This is a genomic window from Paracoccus subflavus (assembly GCF_004310345.1).
Taxonomy (GTDB): Bacteria; Pseudomonadota; Alphaproteobacteria; order Rhodobacterales; family Rhodobacteraceae; genus Paracoccus; species Paracoccus subflavus.
In genome coordinates, this window is record NZ_SISK01000001.1 from 217,816 (window position 1) to 242,132 (window position 24,317).

22 protein-coding genes are annotated in these 24,317 nt (G+C 65.2%); 9 read left to right on the forward strand and 13 right to left on the reverse strand.

Going from position 1 to position 24,317, the window contains the following annotated elements; genetic code table 11:
* The first annotated feature begins 27 nt into the window (after nt 1–27).
* Complete coding sequence (locus EYE42_RS01130) at nt 28–2,442, forward strand: penicillin acylase family protein (RefSeq protein WP_130989470.1); 2,415 nt, start codon at nt 28–30, stop codon at nt 2,440–2,442.
* A gap of 4 nt (nt 2,443–2,446) precedes the next feature.
* Here the strand turns inward: EYE42_RS01130 and ribD are convergent, their stop codons facing one another.
* The 7 genes from ribD to EYE42_RS01165 form a co-directional block, all read right to left on the reverse strand.
* Nucleotides 2,447–3,460, reverse strand: coding sequence for a bifunctional diaminohydroxyphosphoribosylaminopyrimidine deaminase/5-amino-6-(5-phosphoribosylamino)uracil reductase RibD (gene ribD / locus EYE42_RS01135; RefSeq protein WP_342772684.1), 1,014 nt, complete (start codon nt 3,458–3,460; stop codon nt 2,447–2,449).
* 1 nt (nt 3,461) lies between these two features.
* A complete protein-coding gene (nrdR, locus tag EYE42_RS01140) occupies nt 3,462–3,926 on the reverse strand; it encodes a transcriptional regulator NrdR (RefSeq protein ID WP_130989471.1) in 465 nt (154 codons plus the stop codon).
* 101 nt (nt 3,927–4,027) lie between these two features.
* Complete coding sequence (locus tag EYE42_RS01145; protein ID WP_130989472.1) at nt 4,028–4,465, reverse strand: secondary thiamine-phosphate synthase enzyme YjbQ; 438 nt, start codon at nt 4,463–4,465, stop codon at nt 4,028–4,030.
* Nucleotides 4,462–6,057: a DNA recombination protein RmuC gene (locus EYE42_RS01150; RefSeq protein WP_246020540.1), complete on the reverse strand. Its 1,596-nt coding sequence runs from the start codon at nt 6,055–6,057 to the stop codon at nt 4,462–4,464. The genes EYE42_RS01145 and EYE42_RS01150 overlap by 4 nt, the downstream gene beginning before the upstream one ends.
* Nucleotides 6,058–6,171: 114 nt before the next feature.
* Entirely contained in the window at nt 6,172–8,145 is a 1,974-nt protein-coding gene (rpoD, locus tag EYE42_RS01155) for an RNA polymerase sigma factor RpoD (protein WP_130989473.1), read from the reverse strand.
* Nucleotides 8,146–8,287: 142 nt separating this feature from the next.
* Nucleotides 8,288–10,183 carry a DNA primase gene (dnaG, locus tag EYE42_RS01160; protein ID WP_130989474.1) on the reverse strand — a complete coding sequence of 632 codons (1,896 nt, stop codon included), beginning with the start codon at nt 10,181–10,183 and terminating at the stop codon, nt 8,288–8,290.
* A gap of 44 nt (nt 10,184–10,227) precedes the next feature.
* The gene (locus tag EYE42_RS01165; protein WP_130989475.1) at nt 10,228–10,812 is read right to left on the reverse strand and encodes a TetR/AcrR family transcriptional regulator; all 585 of its coding nucleotides are present in this window, start codon (nt 10,810–10,812) and stop codon (nt 10,228–10,230) included.
* Nucleotides 10,813–10,887: 75 nt separating this feature from the next.
* Here EYE42_RS01165 and EYE42_RS01170 point away from each other — a divergent pair, with 75 nt between their 5' ends.
* From EYE42_RS01170 to gluQRS, 5 genes are all read left to right on the forward strand, one after another.
* Nucleotides 10,888–11,142 carry a hypothetical protein gene (locus EYE42_RS01170; RefSeq protein WP_130989476.1) on the forward strand — a complete coding sequence of 85 codons (255 nt, stop codon included), beginning with the start codon at nt 10,888–10,890 and terminating at the stop codon, nt 11,140–11,142.
* A 64-nt stretch (nt 11,143–11,206) separates the two neighbouring features.
* Nucleotides 11,207–12,415, forward strand: a complete 1,209-nt coding sequence (locus tag EYE42_RS01175) for an alpha-hydroxy acid oxidase (RefSeq protein WP_130989477.1) — start codon at nt 11,207–11,209, stop codon at nt 12,413–12,415.
* A 64-nt stretch (nt 12,416–12,479) separates the two neighbouring features.
* Entirely contained in the window at nt 12,480–13,100 is a 621-nt protein-coding gene (locus tag EYE42_RS01180) for a 50S ribosomal protein L25/general stress protein Ctc (protein WP_130989478.1), read from the forward strand.
* 105 nt (nt 13,101–13,205) lie between these two features.
* Complete coding sequence (trmFO, locus tag EYE42_RS01185; RefSeq protein WP_130989479.1) at nt 13,206–14,543, forward strand: methylenetetrahydrofolate--tRNA-(uracil(54)-C(5))-methyltransferase (FADH(2)-oxidizing) TrmFO; 1,338 nt, start codon at nt 13,206–13,208, stop codon at nt 14,541–14,543.
* On the forward strand, nt 14,525–15,376 hold the full coding sequence (gene gluQRS / locus EYE42_RS01190) for a tRNA glutamyl-Q(34) synthetase GluQRS (protein WP_130989480.1): 852 nt from the start codon (nt 14,525–14,527) through the stop codon (nt 15,374–15,376). The genes trmFO and gluQRS overlap by 19 nt, the downstream gene beginning before the upstream one ends.
* Here the strand turns inward: gluQRS and hisI are convergent.
* Nucleotides 15,373–15,729: a phosphoribosyl-AMP cyclohydrolase gene (gene hisI / locus EYE42_RS01195; RefSeq protein ID WP_130989481.1), complete on the reverse strand. Its 357-nt coding sequence runs from the start codon at nt 15,727–15,729 to the stop codon at nt 15,373–15,375. The genes gluQRS and hisI overlap by 4 nt on opposite strands.
* Before the next feature lie 61 nt (nt 15,730–15,790).
* Here hisI and EYE42_RS01200 point away from each other — a divergent pair, with 61 nt between their 5' ends.
* Complete coding sequence (locus EYE42_RS01200; protein ID WP_130989482.1) at nt 15,791–16,228, forward strand: iron-sulfur cluster assembly scaffold protein; 438 nt, start codon at nt 15,791–15,793, stop codon at nt 16,226–16,228.
* 258 nt (nt 16,229–16,486) lie between these two features.
* On the opposite strand, the gene recG is transcribed toward EYE42_RS01200, so the two are convergent.
* From recG to sciP, 4 genes are all read right to left on the reverse strand, one after another.
* On the reverse strand, nt 16,487–18,583 hold the full coding sequence (gene recG, locus EYE42_RS01205; RefSeq protein ID WP_130989483.1) for an ATP-dependent DNA helicase RecG: 2,097 nt from the start codon (nt 18,581–18,583) through the stop codon (nt 16,487–16,489).
* Nucleotides 18,580–20,766 (reverse strand): NAD-dependent DNA ligase LigA, encoded by a 2,187-nt coding sequence (gene ligA / locus EYE42_RS01210; RefSeq protein WP_130989484.1) that lies wholly within the window; start codon nt 20,764–20,766, stop codon nt 18,580–18,582. The genes recG and ligA overlap by 4 nt, the downstream gene beginning before the upstream one ends.
* Nucleotides 20,767–20,859: 93 nt before the next feature.
* A complete protein-coding gene (gene ctrA, locus EYE42_RS01215) occupies nt 20,860–21,567 on the reverse strand; it encodes a response regulator transcription factor CtrA (RefSeq protein WP_130989485.1) in 708 nt (235 codons plus the stop codon).
* A 72-nt stretch (nt 21,568–21,639) separates the two neighbouring features.
* Nucleotides 21,640–21,936, reverse strand: a complete 297-nt coding sequence (gene sciP / locus EYE42_RS01220) for a CtrA inhibitor SciP (RefSeq protein WP_130989486.1) — start codon at nt 21,934–21,936, stop codon at nt 21,640–21,642.
* Nucleotides 21,937–22,081: 145 nt separating this feature from the next.
* On the opposite strand from sciP, the gene mnmA reads away from it, so the two are divergent.
* Nucleotides 22,082–23,248 carry a tRNA 2-thiouridine(34) synthase MnmA gene (gene mnmA / locus EYE42_RS01225; RefSeq protein ID WP_130989487.1) on the forward strand — a complete coding sequence of 389 codons (1,167 nt, stop codon included), beginning with the start codon at nt 22,082–22,084 and terminating at the stop codon, nt 23,246–23,248.
* Here mnmA and EYE42_RS01230 read toward each other — a convergent pair.
* Nucleotides 23,220–23,630, reverse strand: a complete 411-nt coding sequence (locus EYE42_RS01230) for a SufE family protein (RefSeq protein WP_130989488.1) — start codon at nt 23,628–23,630, stop codon at nt 23,220–23,222. The two genes, mnmA and EYE42_RS01230, sit on opposite strands and share 29 nt — an antisense overlap.
* 111 nt (nt 23,631–23,741) lie before the next feature.
* Between EYE42_RS01230 and EYE42_RS01235 the strand changes: the two genes are divergently transcribed.
* The gene (locus EYE42_RS01235; protein ID WP_130989489.1) at nt 23,742–24,233 is read left to right on the forward strand and encodes a hypothetical protein; all 492 of its coding nucleotides are present in this window, start codon (nt 23,742–23,744) and stop codon (nt 24,231–24,233) included.
* Nucleotides 24,234–24,317: the final 84 nt, after the last annotated feature.

Sequence of the window (24,317 nt, forward strand, 5' to 3'; positions counted from 1 at the left end):
GGACTTGTTCATGGAAAATCGCCCGACATGCTGATCCTGTTCCGCTGGCTGCTGCGGCTGACCATCGGGCTGATCCTGATGCTGGTGGCGGCCCTGATCCTGGCCTGGTATTTCGCGGTCCGGTCGCTGCCCGATTACAACGCCACACTGCGCGTGCCGGGCATCTCGGCGCCGGTGGAAATCGTCCGCAGCACCGAAAATGTCCCCCATGTGTTTGGCCAGACGGACGAAGACGTGTTTTTTGCCCTGGGCCTGGTCCACGCACAGGACCGGCTGTTCCAGATGACGCTGCTGCGCCGTGCGGCGCAAGGCCGCCTGTCCGAGGTGTATGGCGCAGGTGCCCTGGCCGCCGACGATCTGGCCCGGCGGCTGGAACTGTACAGGACCGCCGCCGCATCGGTCGAGGCACAGGACCAGGCGACCCAGGCGGCGCTGACCGCCTATGCCCGGGGGGTCAACGAATGGATCGGCCAGGTCAACGCCAGGGCCATGGGCCGCGGGGCGCCGGAATTCTTTGTCCTGCCCCAGGATATCGCTTATTGGCAGCCCGCCGATTCGCTGGCCATTCTCAAGCTGCTCGCGGCGTCCACCAGCAATGCGGTGGCGGACGAGGTGCTGCGCGCCCGCCTGTCGCTGACATGGCCCGAACGGGGGACCGACCTGCTGGCGGAAACGGCCCCCGCCGCTGCCCTGCCCCGCTATGCCGACCTGTTTCCCGGCGCGCGGTTTGCCCCTGTGGAAGCCCGCCTGGACCCAACGCCGGACCGCGACGTCACCCAGATGCTGCGCCCGAATGGCGGACTTGGCGGCAATGTCTTCGCTGCCGAGGCCGGCCGCACGGCGGCGGGCGGGGCCTTGCTTGCCAGCGACCCGCAGGCGCCGCTTGTGGCGCCCTCGCTTTACTATCTCGCCCGGCTGGAACTGACATCAGGCGGGGTGATCGGTGCCACCATTCCGGGGATGCCGGTGATCTTTTCGGGCCGCAATCCGCAGTTGGCATGGGGGATCGCCCCGGCGCCGATGGATGATGCCGACATCGCCATCGAGGAGATCGAGCCGGGCCGGGTAGACCGGTATCGCGGCCCCGATGGCTGGACGGATTTCGCCACCCGGCGCGAAACCATCCGCATCCTGGACGAACCCGCCCGCACCGTGACCCTGCGCGGCAGCCGCAACGGTCCCATCGTGCCCTTGCTGGACCCAGGACTGGCCGACGCCACGCCCAGGGGACATGTGCCGGCGCTTCGCTGGACGGGCCTGTCCACCAGCGATACGACAATGTCGGCCCTGATCGGCATGATGCGGGCGGCCGATACGGGCAGCGCGGCGACCGCCCTTGGCCGCGTCGTTGCCCCGCCGATGGCGGTTGCCTTGGCCGATGAGGACGGCATCCGGCAGATCACCGTGGGCGCGGCCCCTCAACGGGCATCCGATCATCCGACGGGCGGGGCCATGCCCGTTCCCGGCTGGCTGCCCCAAGGCGAATGGAGCGGCCAGTTGTCGGCGGTCATCGACAATCCCACCCCCGACGGAATCGCGTTCGCCACCGAAGAGCGAAGCCCCCTGGGGTTGCGCCGCAGCCGCCTGGGCTGGCTGCTGGGCGACCGCGAGGTTCATTCCCGGGACAGCTTTGTCGCCGCGCAACTGGATATCGTCAGCCCTGCCGCGCGCAGTCTTTTGCCGCTTGTCGGGGCCGACCTGTGGTTCACGGGCGAACCCGCCGCCTCTGGCACGCCCGAACGCCAGCGCCAGGACGTGCTGAACCTGCTGGCCGAATGGGACGGCGCCATGAGCGAGCATCTGCCCGAGCCGCTGATCCATTCCGCCTGGATGGCGGCGCTTCAGGATCGGCTGATCCGCGACGAACTCGGCCCCTTGGCCGATGACATCCGCACCCTCCAGCCCGGCTTTGTCGATGCGGTCTTTCGCAACCGGAACAGCGCGGGGGTCTGGTGCGACATCGTGCAAAGCGCCCCGGTCGAGGATTGCACCACCATCGCCCGGCAGGCGCTGGACCGGGCCATCCTGGACCTGACGCAGCGATTTGGCGCCGATGTCGCCAGTTGGCGGTGGGGCGACGCCCATCAGGCCTATCAGGTCCATCCGGGGCTGGGCCGGATGGCGGTGCTTGGCTGGATCGTGAACCTGTCGCAGCCCTTGTCTGGGGGGGCTTTCTCGGTTTCCCACACGGGGATGATGGCGGCGGGGGCCGAACCCTTCCAGGCGCGGACCGGCCCCGGCTATCGCGGCGTCTATGATCTGGCCGATCCAGACAGTTCGGTCTTTATCCTGTCAACCGGACAGTCGGGACATCCGCTGTCGCGTCATTACGACGATCTGGCCGAATTGTGGCGCCGGGGCGAGTACATCGGCATGTCGCTGGACCCGCAGCTTGCGCGCGCAGCGGCAACCGGGGTGACGGTTCTGCAACCCGTGGAATAAACGTCTATGTCGCCGATAGCCTGCCCCAGCGGTGAAACAGGTCGGGGCCGACCCGGCGGGTTTCCAGCAGTCTGAAACGCGGCGCATCGGCCAGGCGGGGAAAGGACATCCCCCCGACCGAAGGCAGTCCGTCGGCGCCCAGCACCACCCCCGCCGTATAGCCGATGACCTGATCCACAAGCCCGGCTTGCAGCAGCGATGCAGCCAGAACCCCGCCCCCTTCGCAAAAGACCCGCGTGATACCCCGTTCCGCAAGCTGATCCATGGCCTCGGCCACAGGGGCATCGACGACCCACAACGGGCCATGCGACGGCCCCTCGGGCGGCAGGTCCGGCACGGGCCCCGAGGTGAGGATGATCCGCACCGGCTGGCGCGGCGTGGCGAACCCCCTGACGTTCAGCGAAGGCCGGTCGGCCCGCGCCGTCCGCCCCCCCACCATGACGGCATCATGGGCCAGACGCATGGCATGGACATGCAGACGTGCGGCGGGACCGGTGATCCACTGGCTTTCTCCCTGGGCGGTGGCGATCCGGCCATCGAAGCTGCCGGCCAGCTTCAGCGTCAGGAAGGGGCGCCCGCGCCGGATCCGCGACAGGAACCCGGCCTGCATCTGGCGCGCCTGATCCTGACCCACATCCTCAGTCACGGCGATCCCGGCATCGCGCAGGATTTGATGCCCTCGTCCGGCGACGCGGGGGTCCGGGTCGGTCATCGCGGACACGACCCTGGCAATACCGGCCTTTACCAGAGCCTCGGCGCAAGGGGACGTGCGGCCGTGATGGGCGCAGGGCTCGAGCGTGACATAGGCCGTTGCCCCCCGGGCAAGCATCCCCGCCTGATCCAGGGCCATGCGTTCTGCATGGGGCCTGCCCCCGGGCTGGGTCCAGCCGCGCCCCACGATCCGCTCGTCCCGCAGGATCACGCAGCCTACGGCTGGATTGGGCCAGGCATTTCCCAGGCCCCGGCGCGCCAGACGCAGCGCGTGGTTCATGTGGCGCAGATCGTCGTCCTGGGTCACGTCAGTCCGCGGTCGCACCGGGACGCAGCTCGGACACGAACTTGTCGAAATCGTTGGCGTCCTGAAAGTTCTTGTAAACGCTGGCAAAGCGGACATAGGCCACGTTGTCGATGCGCGACAGGGATTCCATGACGATCTCGCCGATCATCTTGGACGGAATATCGGTTTCGCCCGTGCTTTCCAGGCGGCGCACGATGCCGCTGATCATCTGTTCGATCCGCTCGGGTTCGACCGGGCGTTTCTGCATGGCGATGCGGATCGAGCGGGCCAGCTTGTCGCGGTCGAAATCCTCGCGCCGGCCGCTGGACTTGACGACCACCAGGTCGCGCAGTTGCACCCGTTCATAGGTGGTAAATCGTCCCCCGCAAGCGGCACAGAACCGGCGGCGCCGAATGGCGACGTTATCCTCGGCTGGACGGGAATCCTTGACCTGCGTATCGATGTTTCCACAAAACGGGCAGCGCATCCGGTTGTCCCCTTTGTCCGCCGGGATACCGCAACTATAGGAAACCGGGCACGTCTTGGGTAGCGTAATCGTGAAGCCACAAGATGTTTGCGCGGGTCGGATTATCCGGGTGTCTGCCAAACGGGCTGAAAGGCCAGGACCACCTGCCGGCTGTGCGGCGCGCGGCGATGTTCCACCAGAAAAATTCCTTGCCAGGTTCCCAGCATCATGCGTCCAGATGCCACCGGAACGTGCAGGCTTACCGGCAGGATCGCCGCCTTGAGATGCGCGGGCATGTCGTCCGGCCCTTCGTCACGATGGCGCAGCCAGGCCATCGCGGGGTCGTCTGCCGGCGGAGCGATACGGTCCAGCCAGCCCAGCAGATCGGTCTGCACATCGGGATCGGCATTTTCCTGAATCAGCAGCGAACACGAGGTATGGCGCACCATCAGTGTCACCACCCCATCGCCCGCGCCAACCTTGCGCAGCCAGTCGGCCACCCGCCCGGTGATGTCGTGGCAGGCGGGGCCATGGGTGTCGATCGTCAGGCTGGCAATCATTCGGCAGGCTCGGCACTGTCCAGCAGGGGAAGGTCGTCCCCCCCGTCGTGATCGACGGACAGCCGTTTCTGGTTGCGCGCGCCAAGCTGGCGCAGCATCTCGGCCTGGCGGATCACGTTGCCCGGTCCCCGTTTCAGTCGGTCAAGGGCGGTCGCATGGCTTTGCTGCGCCTTGTCCAGAGCGAGGCCCACCTCGTCCATCGCAGCAACGAAGCCGTGCAGCTTGTCGTAAAGATGACCGGCGCGACTGGCGATGGCGGCGGCATTCGATTCCCGGCGCTCGACCGTCCAGATATGATCCACGGTGCGCAGGGTCAGCATCAACGTGGTGGGCGTTGCAATGCCCACACGATTTTCGATGGCATGGCGGGTCAGGTCGGGATCGACCCGCAGCGCCTCGGAAAAGGCGCCCTCGACCGGGATGAACATCAGGACGTAATCGACCGACCCTTCGTCCAGGATATGATAGCCCTTGCCGGCAAGCTGGGCGATATGGGTGCGGATCGACGCCACATGACGACGCAGGGCCAGATCGCAGAGTGCCGGATCTTCGGCGCACACGGCCTCTTCGTAGGCGACCAGGGAAACCTTGCTGTCCACCACCAGCACCTTTTTCTGCGGCATCTTGATGATGACATCGGGTCGCCAGATCCTGCCTTCCTGGTCGCGATGGCTGGCCTGCGTGACGTAATGCGTCCCGGCCAGCAAACCCGAATCCTCGAGGATGCGTTCCAGGATCATCTCGCCCCAGGCGCCACGCTTCTGGCTGTCGCCCTTCAGGGCGCGGGTCAGGTTCACCGCTTCCCTGGAAATGGCCTCGGACCGGCGGTAGAGCCCTTCGATCTGTTCGCGCAGGCGGGCGCGTTCCTCGTCGGTGGCCTTGTTGCGGGCCTGCAATTCGCTCTGAAACCGATGGACCTGATCGCGAAAGGGGGTCAGCATGGCGTTCAACTGATCGCCATGCGCCCGCTGCATCTCGGCGCCCTGGGTCTTCAGCGTCTCATTGGCCAGCAATTTGAACTGACCCGTCATCTCCTCGCGCAGTTCCTTGAGCATGGCAATGTCGCGCCGCGCGGATTCCAGATCCTTCTGCGCCGTCAGGCGGGTCTCAGCCAGGTCCCGTTCCAGGCCCGCGATGGTCTGTCGTTCGGCCTGCAGCGCCTCGTCCAGGGCCTGACGGTCGGCGGTCAGCCGGGACATCGCCTGATGCAGGTCGTCCTGCACCGCGTTCAGGCGGGCGATCTCGCGGCGCTCGGCTGCCAGATCCTTGTCGGCCGCCAGACGAGCCTGCGCCAGATCGCCTTCGATCCGCGCGGCATTCCGACGCTCGGCCTGCAAGGCATCCGACAGCGCGTCCCGCTCGTCCACCACCTCGGCCAACCGGGCCGAGAGGTGTTCCACCCGCGCATCAAGCCGGCCTGCGTTCAGGCGGTGAGTGTCAAGGGCCGCGGCCTGTTCCGCCAGCCTTTGTTCCAGTTCGGCCGTCCGGGCATTGTCACGCCCCGATCCTTCGCCCTTGCGCTGCATCAGAAGCAGCAGAACCAGGGCTGCCAGAAAAACGCAGGCGGCGATCAAGAGGATGTCGGCGGACATGAAGGCACCTTTGGCGATACACGTCCAGCGTTCACGATTTACCCCTGGATTGCAAGACGCAACGACACCGGGCCGCCCCCGCAACGAAAAGGCCGCCCCCTGGCGGCCCCTTCATCATTGATCCAGGAAGGACCGCAGCTTGCGGCTGCGCGAGGGGTGCTTCAGCTTTCGCAGGGCCTTGGCCTCGATCTGGCGGATGCGTTCGCGGGTCACGCTGAACTGCTGGCCCACCTCCTCAAGGGTGTGGTCGGTATTCATGCCGATGCCGAACCGCATCCGCAGCACCCGTTCCTCGCGCGGGGTCAGGCTGGCCAGAACACGGGTCGTGGTTTCCTTGAGGTTTTCCTGAATGGCGCTGTCCAGCGGCAGGACGGCATTCTTGTCCTCGATGAAATCGCCAAGCTGGCTGTCCTCCTCGTCCCCGATCGGGGTTTCCAGGGAAATCGGCTCCTTGGCGATCTTCATCACCTTGCGGACCTTTTCCAGCGGCATCTGCAGCTTTTCGGCCAGTTCCTCGGGGGTCGGTTCGCGGCCGATCTCGTGCAGCATCTGGCGGCCGGTGCGAACCAGCTTGTTGATCGTCTCGATCATGTGCACCGGGATGCGGATCGTGCGGGCCTGATCGGCGATGGATCGCGTGATCGCCTGTCGGATCCACCAGGTCGCATAGGTCGAGAACTTGTAGCCGCGGCGGTATTCGAACTTGTCCACGGCCTTCATCAGGCCGATGTTGCCTTCCTGGATCAGATCAAGGAATTGCAGGCCCCGGTTGGTATATTTCTTGGCGATCGAGATGACCAGGCGCAGGTTGGCCTCGACCATCTCCTTCTTGGCCTGACGCGCCTCTTTCTCGCCGCGCTGGACCTGGGCGACGATGCGGCGGAATTCCTCGATGTCCACGCCGACATACTGGCCCAGCTTGGCCATGTCGTTGCGCAGCTCCTCGACCTTGTCGCGGGACCGTTCGAACAGCGCCTGCCAGCCGCGACCCGACTGTTGGGCCATGCGATCCACCCAGGTCGGGTCCAGTTCCGTCCCGCGATAGGCGTCGATGAATTCGCGGCGATTGATCCGGGCCGCGTCGGCCAGTTTCACCATGCCGCTGTCGATGGTCACGATCCGGCGGTTGATGCCGTAAAGCTGATCGACCAGGGCCTCGATCCGGCTGCTGTTCAAGTGCAGCTCGTTCACCAGGCCCACGATGCGACTGCGCAGAACTTGATAGTCGGTTTCCGCCTTGGCGGAAAAGCTGTTGTCCTCGTTCAGGGTGGCCGACATGCGCTGGTCCTGCATGGCCGCCAGCGATTCGTAGTCGTGGGCGATCAGTTCCAGCGTTTCCAGAACCTTGGGCTTGAGGCTGGCTTCCATCGCGGCCAGCGAAAGGTTGGTTCCGTCGTCATCGTCCTCTTCATCGTCGGCACGCATCGGATTGCCGTCAGCGTCCAGTTCCTCGCGCGTCTGGGATGCGTCCGACTGGACGGTGTCGTCGGACAGGACGTCCTCGCCCTCCTCCTCGTCGTCCAGCGACTGACCGAAGGTCGTTTCCAGGTCGATCACATCCCGCAACAGAATGTCTTCGGCCAGAAGCTCCTCGCGCCACATGGTGATGGCCTTGAAGGTCAGCGGGCTTTCGCAAAGCCCGGCGATCATGGTGTTGCGCCCGGCCTCGATCCGCTTGGCGATGGCGATCTCGCCCTCGCGCGACAACAGCTCGACGCTGCCCATCTCGCGCAGATACATGCGGACAGGATCGTCGGTGCGGTCCAGCTTTTCGGTTTCCGAGGTCGAAACCGCCACCTCGCGCGAACCCGATCCCACCACCGCGACGGCGCCGCCCTCGGTTTCCTCGGCCCCGTCCTCGTCCTCGATCACATTGATGCCCATTTCGGACAGCATGGACATGACATCCTCGATCTGTTCGGACGAGGCATGTTCGGGCGGCAAGGCCGCGTTCAACTGGTCATAGGTGATATAGCCCCGCTCGCGCGCCTCGGCGATCATGCGCTTGACGGCCGCCTGGCTCATGTCCAGGGAATGGGCGTTGTCGTCCTTGTCGGACTTGTCGTGATCGTCGTCCTTGGCGGCCATCCAGGGCTTCCTTTATTCAACGGTGATTCGCGGGCACGGCCGAATCAGTGAATGGAACTTCAGCTTTATCGCGCCGATCGCGCGAATCAAAGAGGAGGCGGGGCGACCGATTCGCTTTGTCGTGAAATCGGGTCCCAAAACCTCAGCGTCGCGGCGGCTTGCGCCAGATATGGTTGGAAAGGAACTCGGACAACTGTCGGGACAATTCGGTCTGATCCTCTCCGAGATCCTTGGTGTCGTTGTCGTCGAAACGCTCGATCCGATGACGCGCCTGGCCAAGCTGACGGAACCGCCAGGTCAATCCTTCGTCCGCCTCGCCGTCCAGATCCGTCTCGGCGCGGGGAACCTCGCGGTCGAAGATTCTTTTGGCTTCCAGGCGATCCAGCACCTCGCGCAGATACGCCCCCGCCTCTCCGACCGTTTTTTGTTCCACCTGCATCGGGACCAGATTGGGATCGGCGCGCAAGGTTTCAAGACCGCGTCGGCCTGCCGCGCTGTCGCGATTGGTCAACAGATCGAACAACAGGGCTGCGCGGTCGGGGTCACGGGGGCCAAGGCGTTCCAGCCTGGTCTCGGCCTCGGACACCAGGGCGGGATGAAGGGCGCAGATCAGCAGGATCGCCCCTTCCAGGAGCGAATCGGCAGCCTGTGCATTTGCCGGAACCGGGGCCACCGGGGGCGCCAGCCGACGTTCACGGACCGTCCTGGTGCGGCCGCCTCCCATCCGTCCTTGGCGCAGATCGCGTCCCGATGATCCGCCGAACAGATCCTGCCGCTTGCGGCGCAGTTCCTGGGCATAATGGGCACGGGTCGATTCGTCGGGAATGCGGCCAATGGCATCGCGAAGACGCTTGTCCAAGGCCGCACGGCGTTCGGGACTGTCAAAAACATGCCCTTCGGTTTCCCGCAGCCAGAGCAGATCGACCAAGGGGCGCGCCGCGTCCAGAAGGGCACGCATGGCCCCGGGTCCGGCCGCCCGTATCAGATCGTCGGGATCCTGCCCGGCTGGCAGCATGACGAAACGCAGGGCCTGCACCGGACCCGTCATGGGCAGCGCCAGATCGATCAAACGCTGCGCCGCGCGCTGTCCGGCCGCATCGCCATCCAGGGCGATCACCGGCTCGGGCGAGACGCGCCACATCAGCCCCAACTGCTCGGGCGTGATTGCCGTGCCCAGCGGGGCCACCGCGCCGGTGAAGCCCGCGCGATCGAGGGCGATCACATCCATGTATCCCTCGGCCACGATCAGCGGCTGACCCCTGGCCACCGCCGCCCGCGCCGGCCCGAGGTTGTAGAGATTCCGGCCCTTGTCGAACAGCGGCGTTTCCGGGCTGTTGAGGTATTTGGCCCGCGCATCGGGGTCCATCGCCCGGCCGCCGAAGCCGATGCAGCGGCCCTGCCCGTCCCGGATCGGGAACATGATGCGCCCCCGGAACCGGTCATAGGGCGTCCCGCCGCCATCGGGCCGCGCCGCCATCCCCGATTCGACGATCAGCGCATCGTCGAAACCCTTGTCGCGCAATGCCTGCATCAGCGCGGTGCGGCTGTCGGGCGCAAAGCCCAGTTCGAACCGATCCTCGGCCTCGCGGTCCAGACCGCGCCGTTTCAGGTAATCGCGGGCCTCGGCGGCAGGCGCGGTCTGCAACTGCAAGCGAAACCAGCGGCAGGCCGCCTCGGTCACCTCCAGCAGCCGGGTGCGCCGGTCGGTCCGTTCCCTGACCCGAGGGTCCGGTTCGGGCATCTGAAGCCCGGCCTCGGCCGCCAGCAGCTTGACCGCGTCGATGAATTCCATCCCCTCGGCCTCGCGCAGAAAGCCGATGGCGTCGCCCTTGGCGTGGCAGCCGAAACAGTAATAGAATCCCTTCTGGTCGTCGCAGTGAAAGCTGGCCGATTTTTCCTGATGAAACGGGCATGGCGCCCACCAGTCGCCCCGCGCCTGGTTCGACTTGCGCAGATCCCATACGACCTTGCGCCCGATCACGCGGCTGATCGGGACACGGTTGCGAATCTCGTCAAGAAAGCCGGGGGGAAGACTCATGGCGGGGATTATCGGGGCTGGGCCATCCGGCGGCAAGCGATCCGTCACACGGCCCTGACGGCGCCCCGCACCAGACCCCAGTAGATCTCGCCGATCCGGCGCCGGTCCAGCCGCCCGCCCTCTCGATACCAGTTGGTCACGCCGGTCAGCATCGCGATCAGCGCCAGGGTGGTCAGCTTGACGTCGTCGATCTGCATCATGCCCGCCGCCACCCCATCCCGCAGGATCGCCGACAGCCTGGCCTCATAGCGGTTGCGCAGGTCGGCGATGCGGGCGAAATTCTCGGGCGTCAGGTTGCGCAGCTCCATATAGGACAGGAACACCGCATCCGGATGGTCCAGGCTGGTGTCGATGTGAAAGCGCACGAAACGTTCCAGCCGCGCCAGCGGGTCGCCGGGGATGTCCTTCCACGCCGCCAGCAGTTCCTGCATGTGGCTTTCCAGCAGATCCAGCAGCAGGGCCTGCTTGTCAGGCGTATAGGCATAAAGCGCGCCCGCCTGCACCCCCACGGCCGAAGCGATCTGTCGCATGGACACGGCGGCATAGCCCTGGCGCGCAAACAGCCGCAGGGCTTCGTCGCGGATCAGGGGGCCGGTGATGTCGGCGCGGGAACCTTGGGTGCGGGCCATGCGGCCTTCTTACTGCGCCGGCCGGTTCCCGGAAAGCCCGTTGCCTCGGGCCATGCACGTCCCTAGTGTCGGCCCATGAAACCCGGTCCGATCCTGATCCTTTGCCTTCTGGTGCCGCCCGGTTGCCAGTCCGAGGGGGACGATTATCCGCGATTGCTGCCGACCGACGTGATCCTGGCAGAGCCTGTTCTTCCCGATCACGCGCCGGCCGCCACCGCGCCGGGTGCCGTCAGGGCGGATACCGCCGCGCGTGCCGATGCGTTGCGGCAAAGGGCCGACGCCCTCCGCGGTCCCGTGATCGAACCCGAAACCCTGGCCCGGATGCAGTGACGGAACAGATTGCCCCGGCCAGCCAATCTTGGTAAAAAATTTTGACCAACCCGCAGTGAGTCCCATGCCCGTCATTACCTCCATCGACGATCTCAAGCGGATGCACCGCGCCCGCACGCCAAGAATGTTCTATGATTATGCCGAGTCGGGCAGCTATACCGAACAGACCTTTCGCGAGAACACCACCGACTTCGCCCGGCTGAAGCTGCGGCAAAAGGTGGCGGTGGACATGTCAAACCGCAGCCTTGCTTCGGACATGGTGGGACTGCCCACAGCCATGCCCGTGGCCCTTGCGCCGGTCGGTCTGACGGGGATGCAGCACGCCGACGGGGAAATCCATGCCGCCCGCGCCGCCGAGAAATTCGGCGTCCCGTTCTGTCTGTCCACCATGTCGATATGTTCGATCGAAGATGTGGCCCAGCATGTGACCAAACCCTTCATGTTTCAGCTTTATGTGATGAAGGATCAGGATTTCCTGGCCGCCATCATCGAGCGGGCGAAAAAGGCCCGATGCAGCGCCTTGGTGCTGACGCTGGATCTGCAAATTCTGGGCCAGAGGCACAAGGATCTGAAGAACGGCCTGTCGGCTCCGCCCAAGATGACGCTGCCGACCATGCTGGATCTGGCGACCCGCTGGCGGTGGGGCATGGGGATGCTGCGGACCAAGCGGCGTTTCTTTGGCAACATCGTCGGCCATGCCAAGGGTGTCGGAGACACATCGTCGCTGATGAGCTGGACGGCCGAGCAGTTCGACGAACGGCTGGACTGGGACAAGATCGCCCGCATTCGGGACATGTGGGGCGGTAAGCTGATCCTCAAGGGAATCCTGGATCCCGACGACGCGCGGATCGCGGCGGATTTTGGCGCCGATGCAATCATCGTGTCGAACCACGGCGGACGGCAGCTTGACGGCGCGCTGTCGTCGATCCGCATGTTGCCGCATATCGTCAAGGCCATCGGCGACAGGGTCGAGGTTCACATGGACGGCGGCATCCGGTCGGGTCAGGACGTTCTGAAGGCTCTGGCGCTTGGCGCCCATTCGACCTGGATCGGACGCGCGTGGCTTCACGGTCTGGGCGCCATGGGCGAGGCTGGCGTGACCAAGGCATTGGAGATTATCCGCAAGGAGCTGGACATCAGCATGGCATTGTGCGGCGAACGCGACATCAAGGCCATCGGCCCGCAGAACGTGATGATCCCGCGCGGCTTTCTGGATGAATACGAGATAGCGGCCCCGATGGGGGCTTCACAAGCCGCGCCTGTTGCCGTATAGGCCGCGACCTGTCGCCATGCACCCTTGGAGGATGGCGAAATCAACAAGGTTAGGAAAACATATCATGGCCAAAGAGATCCCTGATCTGGTGGCCGAGCCGCGCGCGGGGTCAGGCAAGGGGGCCGCCCGCCAAGCTCGCCGCGACGGCAAGGTGCCGGGTGTCGTTTACGGAGACCACAAGGATCCGGTGAACGTCCAGTTCGACTTCAACAAGCTGCTGACCCAATTGCGCGCTGGCCGGTTCATGTCCACGCTGTTCAACCTCAAGGTCGAAGGACAGGAAGACGTGCGCGTCATCTGTCGCGGCGTGCAAAAGGACGTGGTCAAGGATCTGCCGATCCACATCGACTTCATGCGCCTGCGCCGCACGTCCAAGGTGAACCTGTTCATCCACGTGGACTTCATCAACCACGAGCAGTGTCCCGGCCTCAAGCGCGGCGGCACGCTGGTGACGGTGCGCCCCGAGGTCGAGTTGATGGTGACGGCGGGTGACATTCCCGATCACATCACCGTCGATCTGGAAGGTCTGAACGTGGGCGATACGATCCACATCAACGATGTCGTGCTGCCCGAAGGCGCCAAGCCGACCATCGACCGGAACTTCGTGATCGCCAACATCGCCGCGCCGTCCGCCCTGCGTTCGGGTGGGGACGATGAACCTGCCGAGGCCGCAGCCGAGGAGTGATCCGACGGATCTGGCCTGAACACTCTGGCCTGAACACGGGCGGTGCCGCTGGCGCCGCCCTTTTCATTTCCTGGCCGCTTTGCTAGCCCCGTTGCAGGAGGTCCCATGGAACCAGTCCATATCGTCGGCGCAGGCCTTGCCGGGTCCGAGGCCGCATGGCAGATCGCCCGCGCAGGGGTCCCGGTGGTGCTGCACGAGATGCGGCCGGCCAAGGGCACCTTTGCCCACAAGACTGGCGACTGCGCGGAAATGGTCTGTTCCAACAGCTTCCGGTCTGACGACGACGTGATGAACGCCGTGGGCCAACTGCATTGGGAAATGCGCGCCGCCAGCGGTCTGATCATGGCCATGGCCGACCGTCACAAGCTGCCCGCCGGCGGGGCCCTGGCGGTGGACCGCGATGCCTTTTCCGCCGCTGTGACCCAGGCACTGCAGGCTGAACCCCTGATCCGGATCGTTCCGGAAGAGATCACCGAACTGCCCACGACGGGGAATTGGATCATCGCGACCGGGCCGCTGACCTCGGACATGCTGGCCCAGGCAATCCGCAGGGTGACAGGAACCGAGGCGCTGGCCTTTTTCGACGCCATAGCCCCCATCGTGCATGCAGAAACCATCGACATGTCGGTGGCCTGGGAACAAAGCCGCTATGACAAAGGCGAGACCGAGGCAGAACAGCGCGCCTATATCAACTGCCCGATGAACCGCGCGCAATACGAGGCCTTCATCGACGCGCTTCTGGCTGCTGACAAGACCGAATTCCACGAGGGCGAGACAGCAGGCTATTTCGACGGATGCCTGCCAATCGAAGTCATGGCGGAACGGGGGCGCGAAACGCTGCGCCATGGGCCGATGAAGCCGGTCGGGCTGACGAATGCCCACAAGCCCGATGAAAAATCCTATGCCGTGGTTCAACTGCGTCGTGATAACGCTTTGGGCACGCTGTACAATATCGTGGGCTTCCAGACCAAGATGAAATACGGCGCCCAGACCCAGGTGTTTCGCACGATACCCGGCCTTGAAAACGCCAGTTTCGCGCGTCTTGGGGGCATCCACAGGAATTCATTCCTGAATTCTCCCACGCTGCTGGACAACCGGATGCGGCTGCGCCAGCGTCCAAATCTGCGCTTTGCGGGCCAGGTCACGGGGGTCGAAGGCTATGTCGAAAGCGCCGCGATGGGCCTTCTGGCGGGCCGGATGGCGGCGGCCCAGGCAAAGGGCGCCGATGTGCCGTCCCCGCCGCCTACAACGGCCATGGGCGCGCTGGTCAACCACATCACCGGCGGGGCCGAGGCCAGGACCTTTCAGCCGATGAACGTGAACTTTGGCCTGTTCCCCCCGCTGGACGAGGCACGCGGAGGGCGCAAGGGCCGCAAGGACCGCTATCCTGCCTATACGCAGCGCGCCAAGGACGACTTTTCCGCATGGCTGGCTGCGCAATAACCCGGACCCGCTTTGCGCCCTCGCCCACGGGATTGCTGCATCTGGGCCATGCCTATTCCGCCATTCTGGCGCACGATCTTGCCAGCCCCGGGCAATTCCTGTTGCGGATCGAGGATATCGACCGCGACCGCTGCCGCACCGAATACGAAGAGGCCATTCAGGAAGACCTGGCCTGGCTGGGGCTGGACTGGCAGCGACCGATCCTGCGGCAATCCGGGCGCATGGCGGCCTATCGCGCGGCCTTGGCCCGGCTGGCGCCCCTGACCTATCCCTGCCGCTGCCGGCGCGGCGATATCCGGGCCGCGCTGTCGGCCCCGCAAGAGGGCGCCCTGCCCGCCGGACCCGACGGGCTGATCTATCCCGGCACCTGCCGGGGCCGCCCCCTGTCGGATGCGGGCGCCGATGACGTGATTCGGCTGGACGTGGCCGGGGCGTTCGATGCGCTTGGCATCGATCAGGTGGCGTTTCGCGATGCTGCCATCCTTCCCGGCCATGATCATGTCCTGACGCGGGACCAGTTCCTGGCGGGCATTGGCGATGTGATCCTGTCGCGGCGCGGCATGGGAACGTCCTATCATCTGGCGGTGGTGGTGGACGACGCGGCCCAAGGCGTGACGCTGGTCAGCCGGGGAAAGGACCTGTTCGATTCGACCCCTATCCACGTTCTGCTCCAGAAACTTCTGAACCTGCCCACCCCCCTTTATCACCATCACCGCCTGATCCGCGACACCGCCGGGATGCGCCTGGCCAAGCGGGACAATGCCCGCGCGCTCCGTCATTACCGCGAAACAGGCGCCGGCCCGCAGGACATCCGGGCGATGGTCGGACTTTAAAGGGCCGGGGCCATGATCTCGGTTTCGGTTCCGTCGCGCACCGCCGTATAGAAACAGCTTCGCCGATTGGTGTGACAGGCCGGCCCGGTCTGGCGCACCAGCAGCAACAGACAGTCGCGGTCGCAATCCAGACGCAACTCCACCAGCTCCTGCACATGGCCCGAACTTTCGCCCTTGGTCCAGAACGCCTGGCGGGATCGGGACCAATAGGTCGCACGGCCACTGCGCAGGGTTCGGACGATGCTTTCCTCATTCATCCAGGCCAGCATCAGAACCTCGCCGTTGTCGGCATCCTGCGCAATGGCAGGTATCAGGCCGTGGCCGTCGAAACGCAGACTGGCGGGATCGAACATCGGGTTTCCTTTCCGTGATGGCCTTCCTATCTAGAGGCAGGAACCAATGCGGGAAAGAGCGATGGCCGACAGCGATCTGATGCAGCTTTATTCCCGCAGGATATTGGGCCTGACCACCACGATCCCCCATCTGGGCAGCCTGCCGGTCCATGATGGCAAGGCCATGCGCCGTTCGCCGCAATGCGGATCGTCGATCACGGCCTATGTCGTGATGAAAGAGGGCAAGGTGGCCGATTTCGGGCAAGAGGTGCGGGCCTGCGCCCTGGGCCAGGCGTCGGCCTCGGTTCTCGGGCAAGCGGTCATCGGACGCACGGGGGACGAGATTGCCAGTGCACGGCAGGCCCTGTACGCCATGCTGACCCAGGCGGGCGACCCGCCGCCCGCACCCTTTGCCGAACTCGAGGCGCTGCTGCCCGCGCGCGATTATCCCAATCGCCATGCGTCGATCATGCTGGCCTGGGATGCCACGCTGGAGGCGATCAGGAACGCCGCCGCATGAAAAAGGCCGGCCCAGACGGGCCGGCAGGTGCGCGTGCAGGGGGCAGACGGCGCACAGGCGGCAGCGCCGTCATCGCAACGCGGGGCAGAGGTCAGGCTTGCAGGATCGCAGGCAGCCACAACACGATCACCGTCGTGACCGCCAGGGAGGCAACACCCATCACATCGGCAAGAAATTCGCGGGTCATCGGCAACTCCTTTATGTTGCCTCTTTGTTCTCATTTTTGAATCGATTCGTAAAGAACAAATTAAGAACCCCCTATCCCACCGTGACCAGACGTATTGCTTCGTCCTGACTCATCAACCACATCAACAGCCGAATCGCTTGTCCCCGCGGGCTTTCCAGTGTCGGATCGCGTTCCAGCAAGGCGCGGGCGTCCTGGCGGGCGACGGCCATCAGTCCCGACTGGTTTTCCAGATCGGCGATCCGAAAGCGCGGCAGCCCGGATTGCGCCGTTCCGATCACGTCACCCGCCCCCCGCATTTGCAGATCGACCTCGGCAATGCGGAACCCGTCATCGGTGTCGCGCAGGGTGGTCAGGCGCCGGGCGCCGCCTTCATTCAGGGGCGGGTGATACATAAGCAGGCAGGTAGAGGCCCCCTGCCCCCGTCCGACCCGGCCACGCAACTGGTGCAACTGGGCCAAACCAAAACTTTCGGCGCGTTCGATCACCATGATGGTGGCCTGGGGCACGTCAACACCGACCTCGATCACGGTGGTCGCGACCAGCAACTGCGCCCGGCCGCCGGCGAAATCGGCCATCGCGGCGTCGCGCTGATCGGCGGGCATCTGGCCGTGGACAAGGCGCACCGTGTCGCCGAAACGCGCGCGCAGCGACTGGAACCGCGCCTCGGCGGCGGTCAGGTCGGTCACCTCGCTTTCCTCGACCAGGGGGCAGACCCAATAGGCACGCGCGCCCTGATCCAGCGCGCGCTGCAGCCGTGCAGTCACCTCGTCGAAACGCTGGTCGCTGATCATCACCGTGGTGATCGGCTGTCGCCCCGGCGGTTTTTCGTCCAGGATGGAAATATCAAGATCGCCGTATTGCGTCATTGCCAGGGATCGCGGGATAGGGGTCGCGGTCATGATCAGCATGTCGGGCGGCACATCGCCCTTGGCCGACAGTTCCAGCCGCTGCGCCACGCCGAACCGATGCTGTTCATCGATGATCGCCAGCCGCAGGTCATGAAATTCGACCCCTTTCTGGAACACCGCATGGGTGCCCACCAGAATGTCGATCCGCCCCGCCGCCAGATCCTCCAGCAATTGCGCGCGCAATTCGCCCTTGTCCCGCCCGGTCAGGGCAGCCAGCCTGATCCCGGCCGCACGCGCCAGCGGTTCCAGCGCGCGGGCGTGCTGCCGGGCCAGAATCTCGGTCGGGGCCATCAAGACCGCTTGGCCCCCGGCCTCGACCGCAATCAGCGCCGACAGCATCGCCACCAGTGTCTTGCCGGACCCCACATCGCCCTGCAGCAGGCGGTTCATGCGCCGGTCGCTGGCCAGATCGGCGGCGATCTCCTCGACCGCACGGCGCTGCGCGGCTGTGGGGGGCCAGGGAAGGCTGCCCAGAACCGTACGCCGCAGGCGCCCGTCGCCCCGGCTGGGCCTGCCCCGCAGGCGCCGCTTTTCCCGACGCACCAGGGCCGTTGTCATCTGATGGGCCAACAGTTCGTCATAGGCCAGCCGCGCCCGCGCCGGCGCATCGGGCGACAGATCGCGCAGGGATTGCGGATCATGCGCGCGGTGCAGGGCGGTCGCCATGTCGGGCCAGCCGCGCTGAGCGATCACCTGAGGATCGATCCACTCTGCCATCGGGGGCAGACGGGTCAGGGCCGCTGCGACTGCCTTGGCCATCGCCTTGCGGGTCAGCCCTGCGGCCAACGGATAGACCGGCTCGAATTCCGGCAGGGGCGGATCGGTTTCGCGCAGGACATGGTCGGGGTGGACCATCTGGGCAAGGCCGTCGAATATCTCGACCTTGCCGCTGACGACTCGGCGCGCGCCCGTCGGCAGGTGGCTTTCGATCCACTCCTTGCGCGGATGGAAAAAGACCAACATCAGGTCGTTTGCGCCATCGCTGCAATGGACGCGCCAGGGCCGGCCGCGCGTGGCGGGCGGGACATGCTGTCCCACCGTGACCGCGATCGTCGCGATTTCGGGCGGGCGGGCATCGGCGATGCGGTCGATCCGGCGCCGCACCACCCCGCCGGTGGGCAGGGTCAGGATCAGGTCGCGCGGCCTTTCGATGCCCAGTTGGGACAGCGCGGCCCGGCCCCTGGCCCCGATCCCCGGCAGCGTGTCCACATCCGAGAACAAGGGAAACAGCGCCGGGGGGCGGCCCTTTGGTTCCGTCATAAAGCGCCCGCAATGCGCATCCACTCATCCTCGTCGATGACGGTGACGCCCAGTTCAGTGGCCTTTCTGGCCTTGGACCCGGCCCCGGGTCCGGCGATCAGCAGGTCCGTCCTGGCGGATACCGAACCGGCCACCTTGGCCCCCATCGCTTCGGCCCGGGCCTTGGCCTCGGCGCGGGTCATCCGCTCCAGCGTGCCGGTGAACACAAGGGTCTTGCCGCTGATCTCGGTGTCCCGGACGTGGCGGCGGGCGGCGGCAACAACCTCGATCTGCTGGACCAGACGATCCACCACCGCGCGTTCGGCAGGCTGGGTCAGGGTCGTGACGAGAGAGCGGACAAGGACCGCCCCGATCCCGTTGATTGCCGTCATTTCGGCCCAATGAGGGCTGTCGGCCAAAGCCTGCCGCGACACGCGTTCCCCTGCGGCGAAGGCGGGTTCGGCCGCTGCGGCATCGACCGCGGCGATCAGCGCGTCCCAGGTTCCGAAGTGGCGCGCCAGAAGCCCCGCCGCGACTTCGCCAACATGATGAATGCCCAGGGCAAAGATCAGCCGTTCCAACGGGATACGGCGCCTGTCCTCGATGGCAGAGAACAGTTTTTCCACCGAACGGGTACCGAACCCCTCGCGATTCTTCAGCTTGCCGATATTGCGGGCGTCGCGTTCGGCCAGGGTGAAGATGTCGGCAGGCTCTCGGATGGGCAGGATGTCGTCGGCAAAGAACATTTCGATCTGCTTTGCACCCAGACCGTCGATGTCGAAGGCCGCACGGCTGACGAAATGCTTGAGCTTCTCAACCGCCTGCGCGGGACAGACCATGCCGCCGGTGCAGCGGCGCACGGAATCGCCGGGCTCTCGGATGGCGGCCGATCCGCATTGCGGGCAGGTTTCGGGAAAACGGTATGGCTGGCTGTTGGCGGGCCGCCGCGACAGGTCGACATCGGCGATCTTGGGAATGACGTCACCCGCGCGATAGACCTTGACCCAGTCGCCTTCGCGCACGTCGCGCCCTTCGCGGATGGGGTGGCCGGCACTGTCGCGCCCGGCGATGTAATCCTCGTTGTGCAGAGTGGCATTCGAGACGACCACCCCACCGAATGTGACAGGCTCCAGCCGCGCCACGGGCGACAGCGCGCCGGTCCGGCCCACCTGAATCTCGATCCGATCCAGACGGGTCCAGGCGATCTCGGCGGGAAACTTGTGCGCCAGGGCCCATCGCGGAGTGGTGGACCGAAAGCCCAGCCGCATTTGCAGGGCAAGGTCGTTGACCTTGTAGACGACCCCGTCGATGTCATAGCCCAGCGTGGCGCGCTGCTGTTCCAGATCGGCCCAGGCAGCCATCATCTGCGGGACGTCATGGCACAGCCGCGTCAGGGGGTTCGTCTGGAACCCCAGCGATGCAAGCCGCGTGACGGCGCCGATCTGGGTTTCTGCCAGTGGTTCGCTGATTTCGCCCCAGCCATAGGCCAGAAACCGCAGCGGCCGGGACGCGGTCACGGCCGGGTCGATCTGGCGGAGCGATCCCGCCGCCGCATTGCGCGGATTGGCGAACACCCGGCCTCCGTCGGTGGCATTGAGACGCTGGAAATCGGCATGGCCCATATAGACCTCGCCCCGCACCTCGATGATGCGGGGAGCATTGCCAGACAACCGGTTCGGAATGTCGGGAATCGTCCGGGCGTTGGCGGTGACATTTTCGCCGACCGTACCGTCGCCTCGCGTGGCGGCCTGCACCAGGCGACCCTCCTCGTAACGCAGCGACAAGGAGAGGCCGTCAATCTTGGGTTCTGCCGTGAACGCCAGGGGTTGGTCAGAAAGACCTAGAAAGCTGCGAACCCGGGCCACGAAATCGGCAACGTCGGATTCGTCGAAGCCGTTTTCCAGCGACATCATCCGCTGGGCATGGGTGACCTTACCAAAGCCCTCGGCTGGGGCGGCACCGACGCGGGTCGTGGGGCTGTCGGACGCAGCCAGATGGGGAAAAGCCTGTTCCAGAGCCAGCAAGCGCCGCTTCATCACATCGTATTCGGCATCCGGCAGAACCGGCGCATCACGCACATGATAATCGACGTTCGCTTGGGCGATCACCGCCGAAAGCCTGGCAATTTCTTCGCCCGCCTGATGATCGTTCAGGTCGGCTGGCGCCGTAACGGTCTGCGCCTTGTCCTGCTGCCGGTTCGTCATGTCCACCCCTGCCATCGGTCGCCGTATTCTATACGACCCAAGGCAGAGGAGCCCAAGAGCCACGGCGGCATCAGGCCGCCGCAACCGGGCCGATCAGGCGCCGATAGCCAGCCGTTCGGCGTTCGGCGTTGGCTCGCGCAGGACATAGCCGCGCCCCCAGACGGTTTCGATGTGGCTGTCACCGCCGATCGCCTCGGACAGCTTTTTGCGCAACTTGCAGATGAAGACGTCGATAATCTTGAGTTCCGGCTCGTCCATGCCGCCGTAAAGATGGTTGAGGAACATTTCCTTGGTCAGCGTCGTGCCCTTGCGCAGGCTGAGCAGTTCAAGGATCTGGTATTCCTTGCCGGTAAGGTTGACGGCCTTGCCCTTGACCTCGACCGAGCGGGCGTCGAGGTTCACGACGATTTCGCCCGTCTTGATAATGGCTTGGCTATGGCCCTTGGAGCGGCGGATGATCGCCTGGATGCGGGCCTGCAATTCCTCGCGGTTGAAGGGTTTGGTCATGTAATCGTCGGCACCGAAGCCGAAACCGCGCAGCTTGCTTTCGGTGTCGTCCGATCCGGTCAGAATCAGGATCGGGGTATCGACGCGCGCGAGACGCAGATGCCGCAGAACCTCCATCCCGTGCATGTCGGGCAGATCCAGATCCAGAAGGATCAGGTCATAGTCATAGAGCTTTGCAAGGTCGATCCCCTCTTCGCCCATGTCCGTCCGAAAGACGTTGTAGCTGGCGGCGGTCAGCATCAATTCGATGGCGCGCGCCGTGCTCGGATCGTCCTCAACCAACAGAATTCGCATGAAAGTCAGCCCCGATTCGTATTTCCCTGACCCACCATCGGATCATAAGGTTAATATGTCGTTACCTACAGGCTATGACCGGGGTTGCGCAACCTGTGGTTGTCTGAATCGCTGGATTGCCGTCACCTTAAGCGCGGCCCGCCCGTGTTTTTGCACGGCTTTTGTCCAACCTTCGAACTCTTCGTCAGACAGACCATAGCGGCGCAGGGCTTCCTCTCTGTGGATCAGGCCGTAAAGAACGGCATTGACCACGGTTTCCTTGCGGCTGGCGACCCATCGGGTGTTGTCCGGCGGCAGGTCGGCCACGGTCAGGACCCTGCCATCAGGCAGCATCGCGGTTCGCGGAGCATCGGTTTTCTTCAAGAACATCCCACCCGTCCTATGTGGCACGGGACGACATTGCCCCAAAGCTTTTAAAGCCGGATTGAGGATGACGGGATTTCATGCCCTTTGCGGGTTGAGAATATCCAGCATTTGCCTATATTTCGATGCAATCATCACCCGAGACCCTGCCATGACGCTGCATCACCGCACCCCGGTGCGCCCGACCCTGCTGAACAGTCTTGGCTTTGCCAAGCCGCCCGCGCAAACGCGTGTGGTGGTCGCCATGTCGGGAGGGGTGGACAGTTCCGTGGTTGCGGCAAAGCTGATGGCCGAGGGGTATGACGTCGTCGGGGTAACCCTGCAGCTTTACGATCACGGTGCAGCCCTGGCAAAGAAGGGTGCGTGTTGTGCCGGCCAGGACATTCAGGACGCCCGCCGCGTGGCAGAACGGATGGGGTTTCCCCATTATGTGCTGGATTACGAGAACAGGTTCCGGGAATCGGTCATCGAGGAATTCGCCGATGCCTATCTGGCCGGGGCGACGCCAGTGCCCTGCATCCGCTGCAATGAACGGGTCAAGTTCCGCGACCTGTTGCAGACCGCGCGCGATCTGGATGCCGACTGCATGGCGACGGGCCATTACATCCAGCGCAAGGAAGGTCCGCATCGGGCTGAACTGCACATGGCGGCCGATCCCCATCGTGACCAGAGCTATTTCCTGTTCTCGACCACCCAGGAACAGCTCGACTTTCTGCGCTTCCCCCTTGGCCATCTGGCAAGCAAGTCGGAAACGCGCGCCCTGGCCGCCGAATACGGTCTGGCGGTGGCGGACAAGCCCGACAGCCAGGACATCTGCTTCGTCCCGGACAGCAACTATGCCGCGGTGATCGAGAAGCTGCGTCCCGGCGCGGCCGATCCGGGCGACATCGTGGACAGGGACGGAACCGTCCTGGGGCAGCATCGCGGCGTGATTCATTACACCATCGGCCAGCGTCGCGGGCTGGGAATCGGCGGTCTGGGCGATCCGTTGTATGTGGTGCGGCTGGACCCGGACCTTCGGCACGTGGTCGTGGGGCCGAAAGAGGCGCTTGCCACCACCATCGTTCCGGTCAGCGAGGTGAACTGGCTGGGCGATGGACCGTTTGCGGGCGAAATTCCGGTCATGGTGCGTATCCGCTCTACCCGGCCGCCCCGCCCGGCGATCCTGCGCCCCCTCGACGCCACCCGCGCCGAGGTCGAACTGCTGGACCCCGAGGAAGGCGTCAGCCCCGGACAGGCCTGCGTGTTCTATGAACCCGAAAGCACCCGCGTGCTGGGCGGCGGCTGGATCACGCTGCGTCGGCGGAAATCTGTCTGATCCGCTGGATCATCGCCCTCAGCCCGTTCGACCGCTGCGACGACAGGTGTTCGTCCAGGCCCAGCCGTGCCAGTTCTGCCTGCGCGTCGATCTGGCCCACCTGCGCGACCGGCACCCCGGAATACAGCGCGTGCAGCACCGCGATCAGCCCGCGCACGATCATCGCGTCGCTGTCGCCCTGAAAATCGAAGCGACCGTCCTGGATCATGGGCATGATCCAGACCTGGCTGGCGCAGCCCTCGACCTTGGTCGCGGGCACCTGCAGGGCCGGGTCCATGGGGGGCATGGCGCGGCCCAGTTCGATGACATGGCGATACCGCTCCTCCCAGTCATCCAGAAAGTCGAAGGTGTCGGCGATATCCTCGAAGGCTTGGGTGGCCATGGCGCATTCCTTTTGATCCGTGGTTAACGCGCCGGGGCGGCAAGGTCAAAGTGCCTTTATCCGCGCGCCGATTTCGCCTAACAGGGGCCGAAACGCCGAAGGGATGGTGACATGAGCAAACTGACCGCGCCCCTGCTGATCGCCACCATCGCCCTTGTCGGCTGCGGGCGGCTGGGCGACAGCGGCTGGAACCCGCTGTCCTGGGGCGCCGCGCCCCCCCGGACGCTGGAACCCGAGGGGGGCTATGCCCAGGTGTCCGACACCCGCCCCCTGATCCCCCAAATCGCCGCCGCCCGGTGGGAGCCGCTGAACGAAGGCCGCCTGCTGGTGGTCGAGGGGTTTGCCCCGGTGCGCGGCTATTCCTCGGTCGCGCTGGTGACGGCCCAGCCCCAGCCCGGGGGCCGTCTTGCGCCGGATGCCGACGGCGTGCTGCGCCTGCGGCTGGTGGGCGTGCCCCCGGCGCCGGGCAGCCCCGCCGCCCTGCCCGCCCGCCCCGGCGCGGACGAGATCAGAACGGCGATGGCGATCTCGTCGGTCCAACTGGCGCGGATCGCGGCGGTGGAGATCATGAGTGCCGGGAATGTGGTGAGGTTGGGGCGGTAAGCCGGCGCAATTACGCAGACTACGGAAACGTAGGGTGCGTGATTTCACGCATCTTTGTTGGCAGTGAAATGGTGCGTGCAAGCA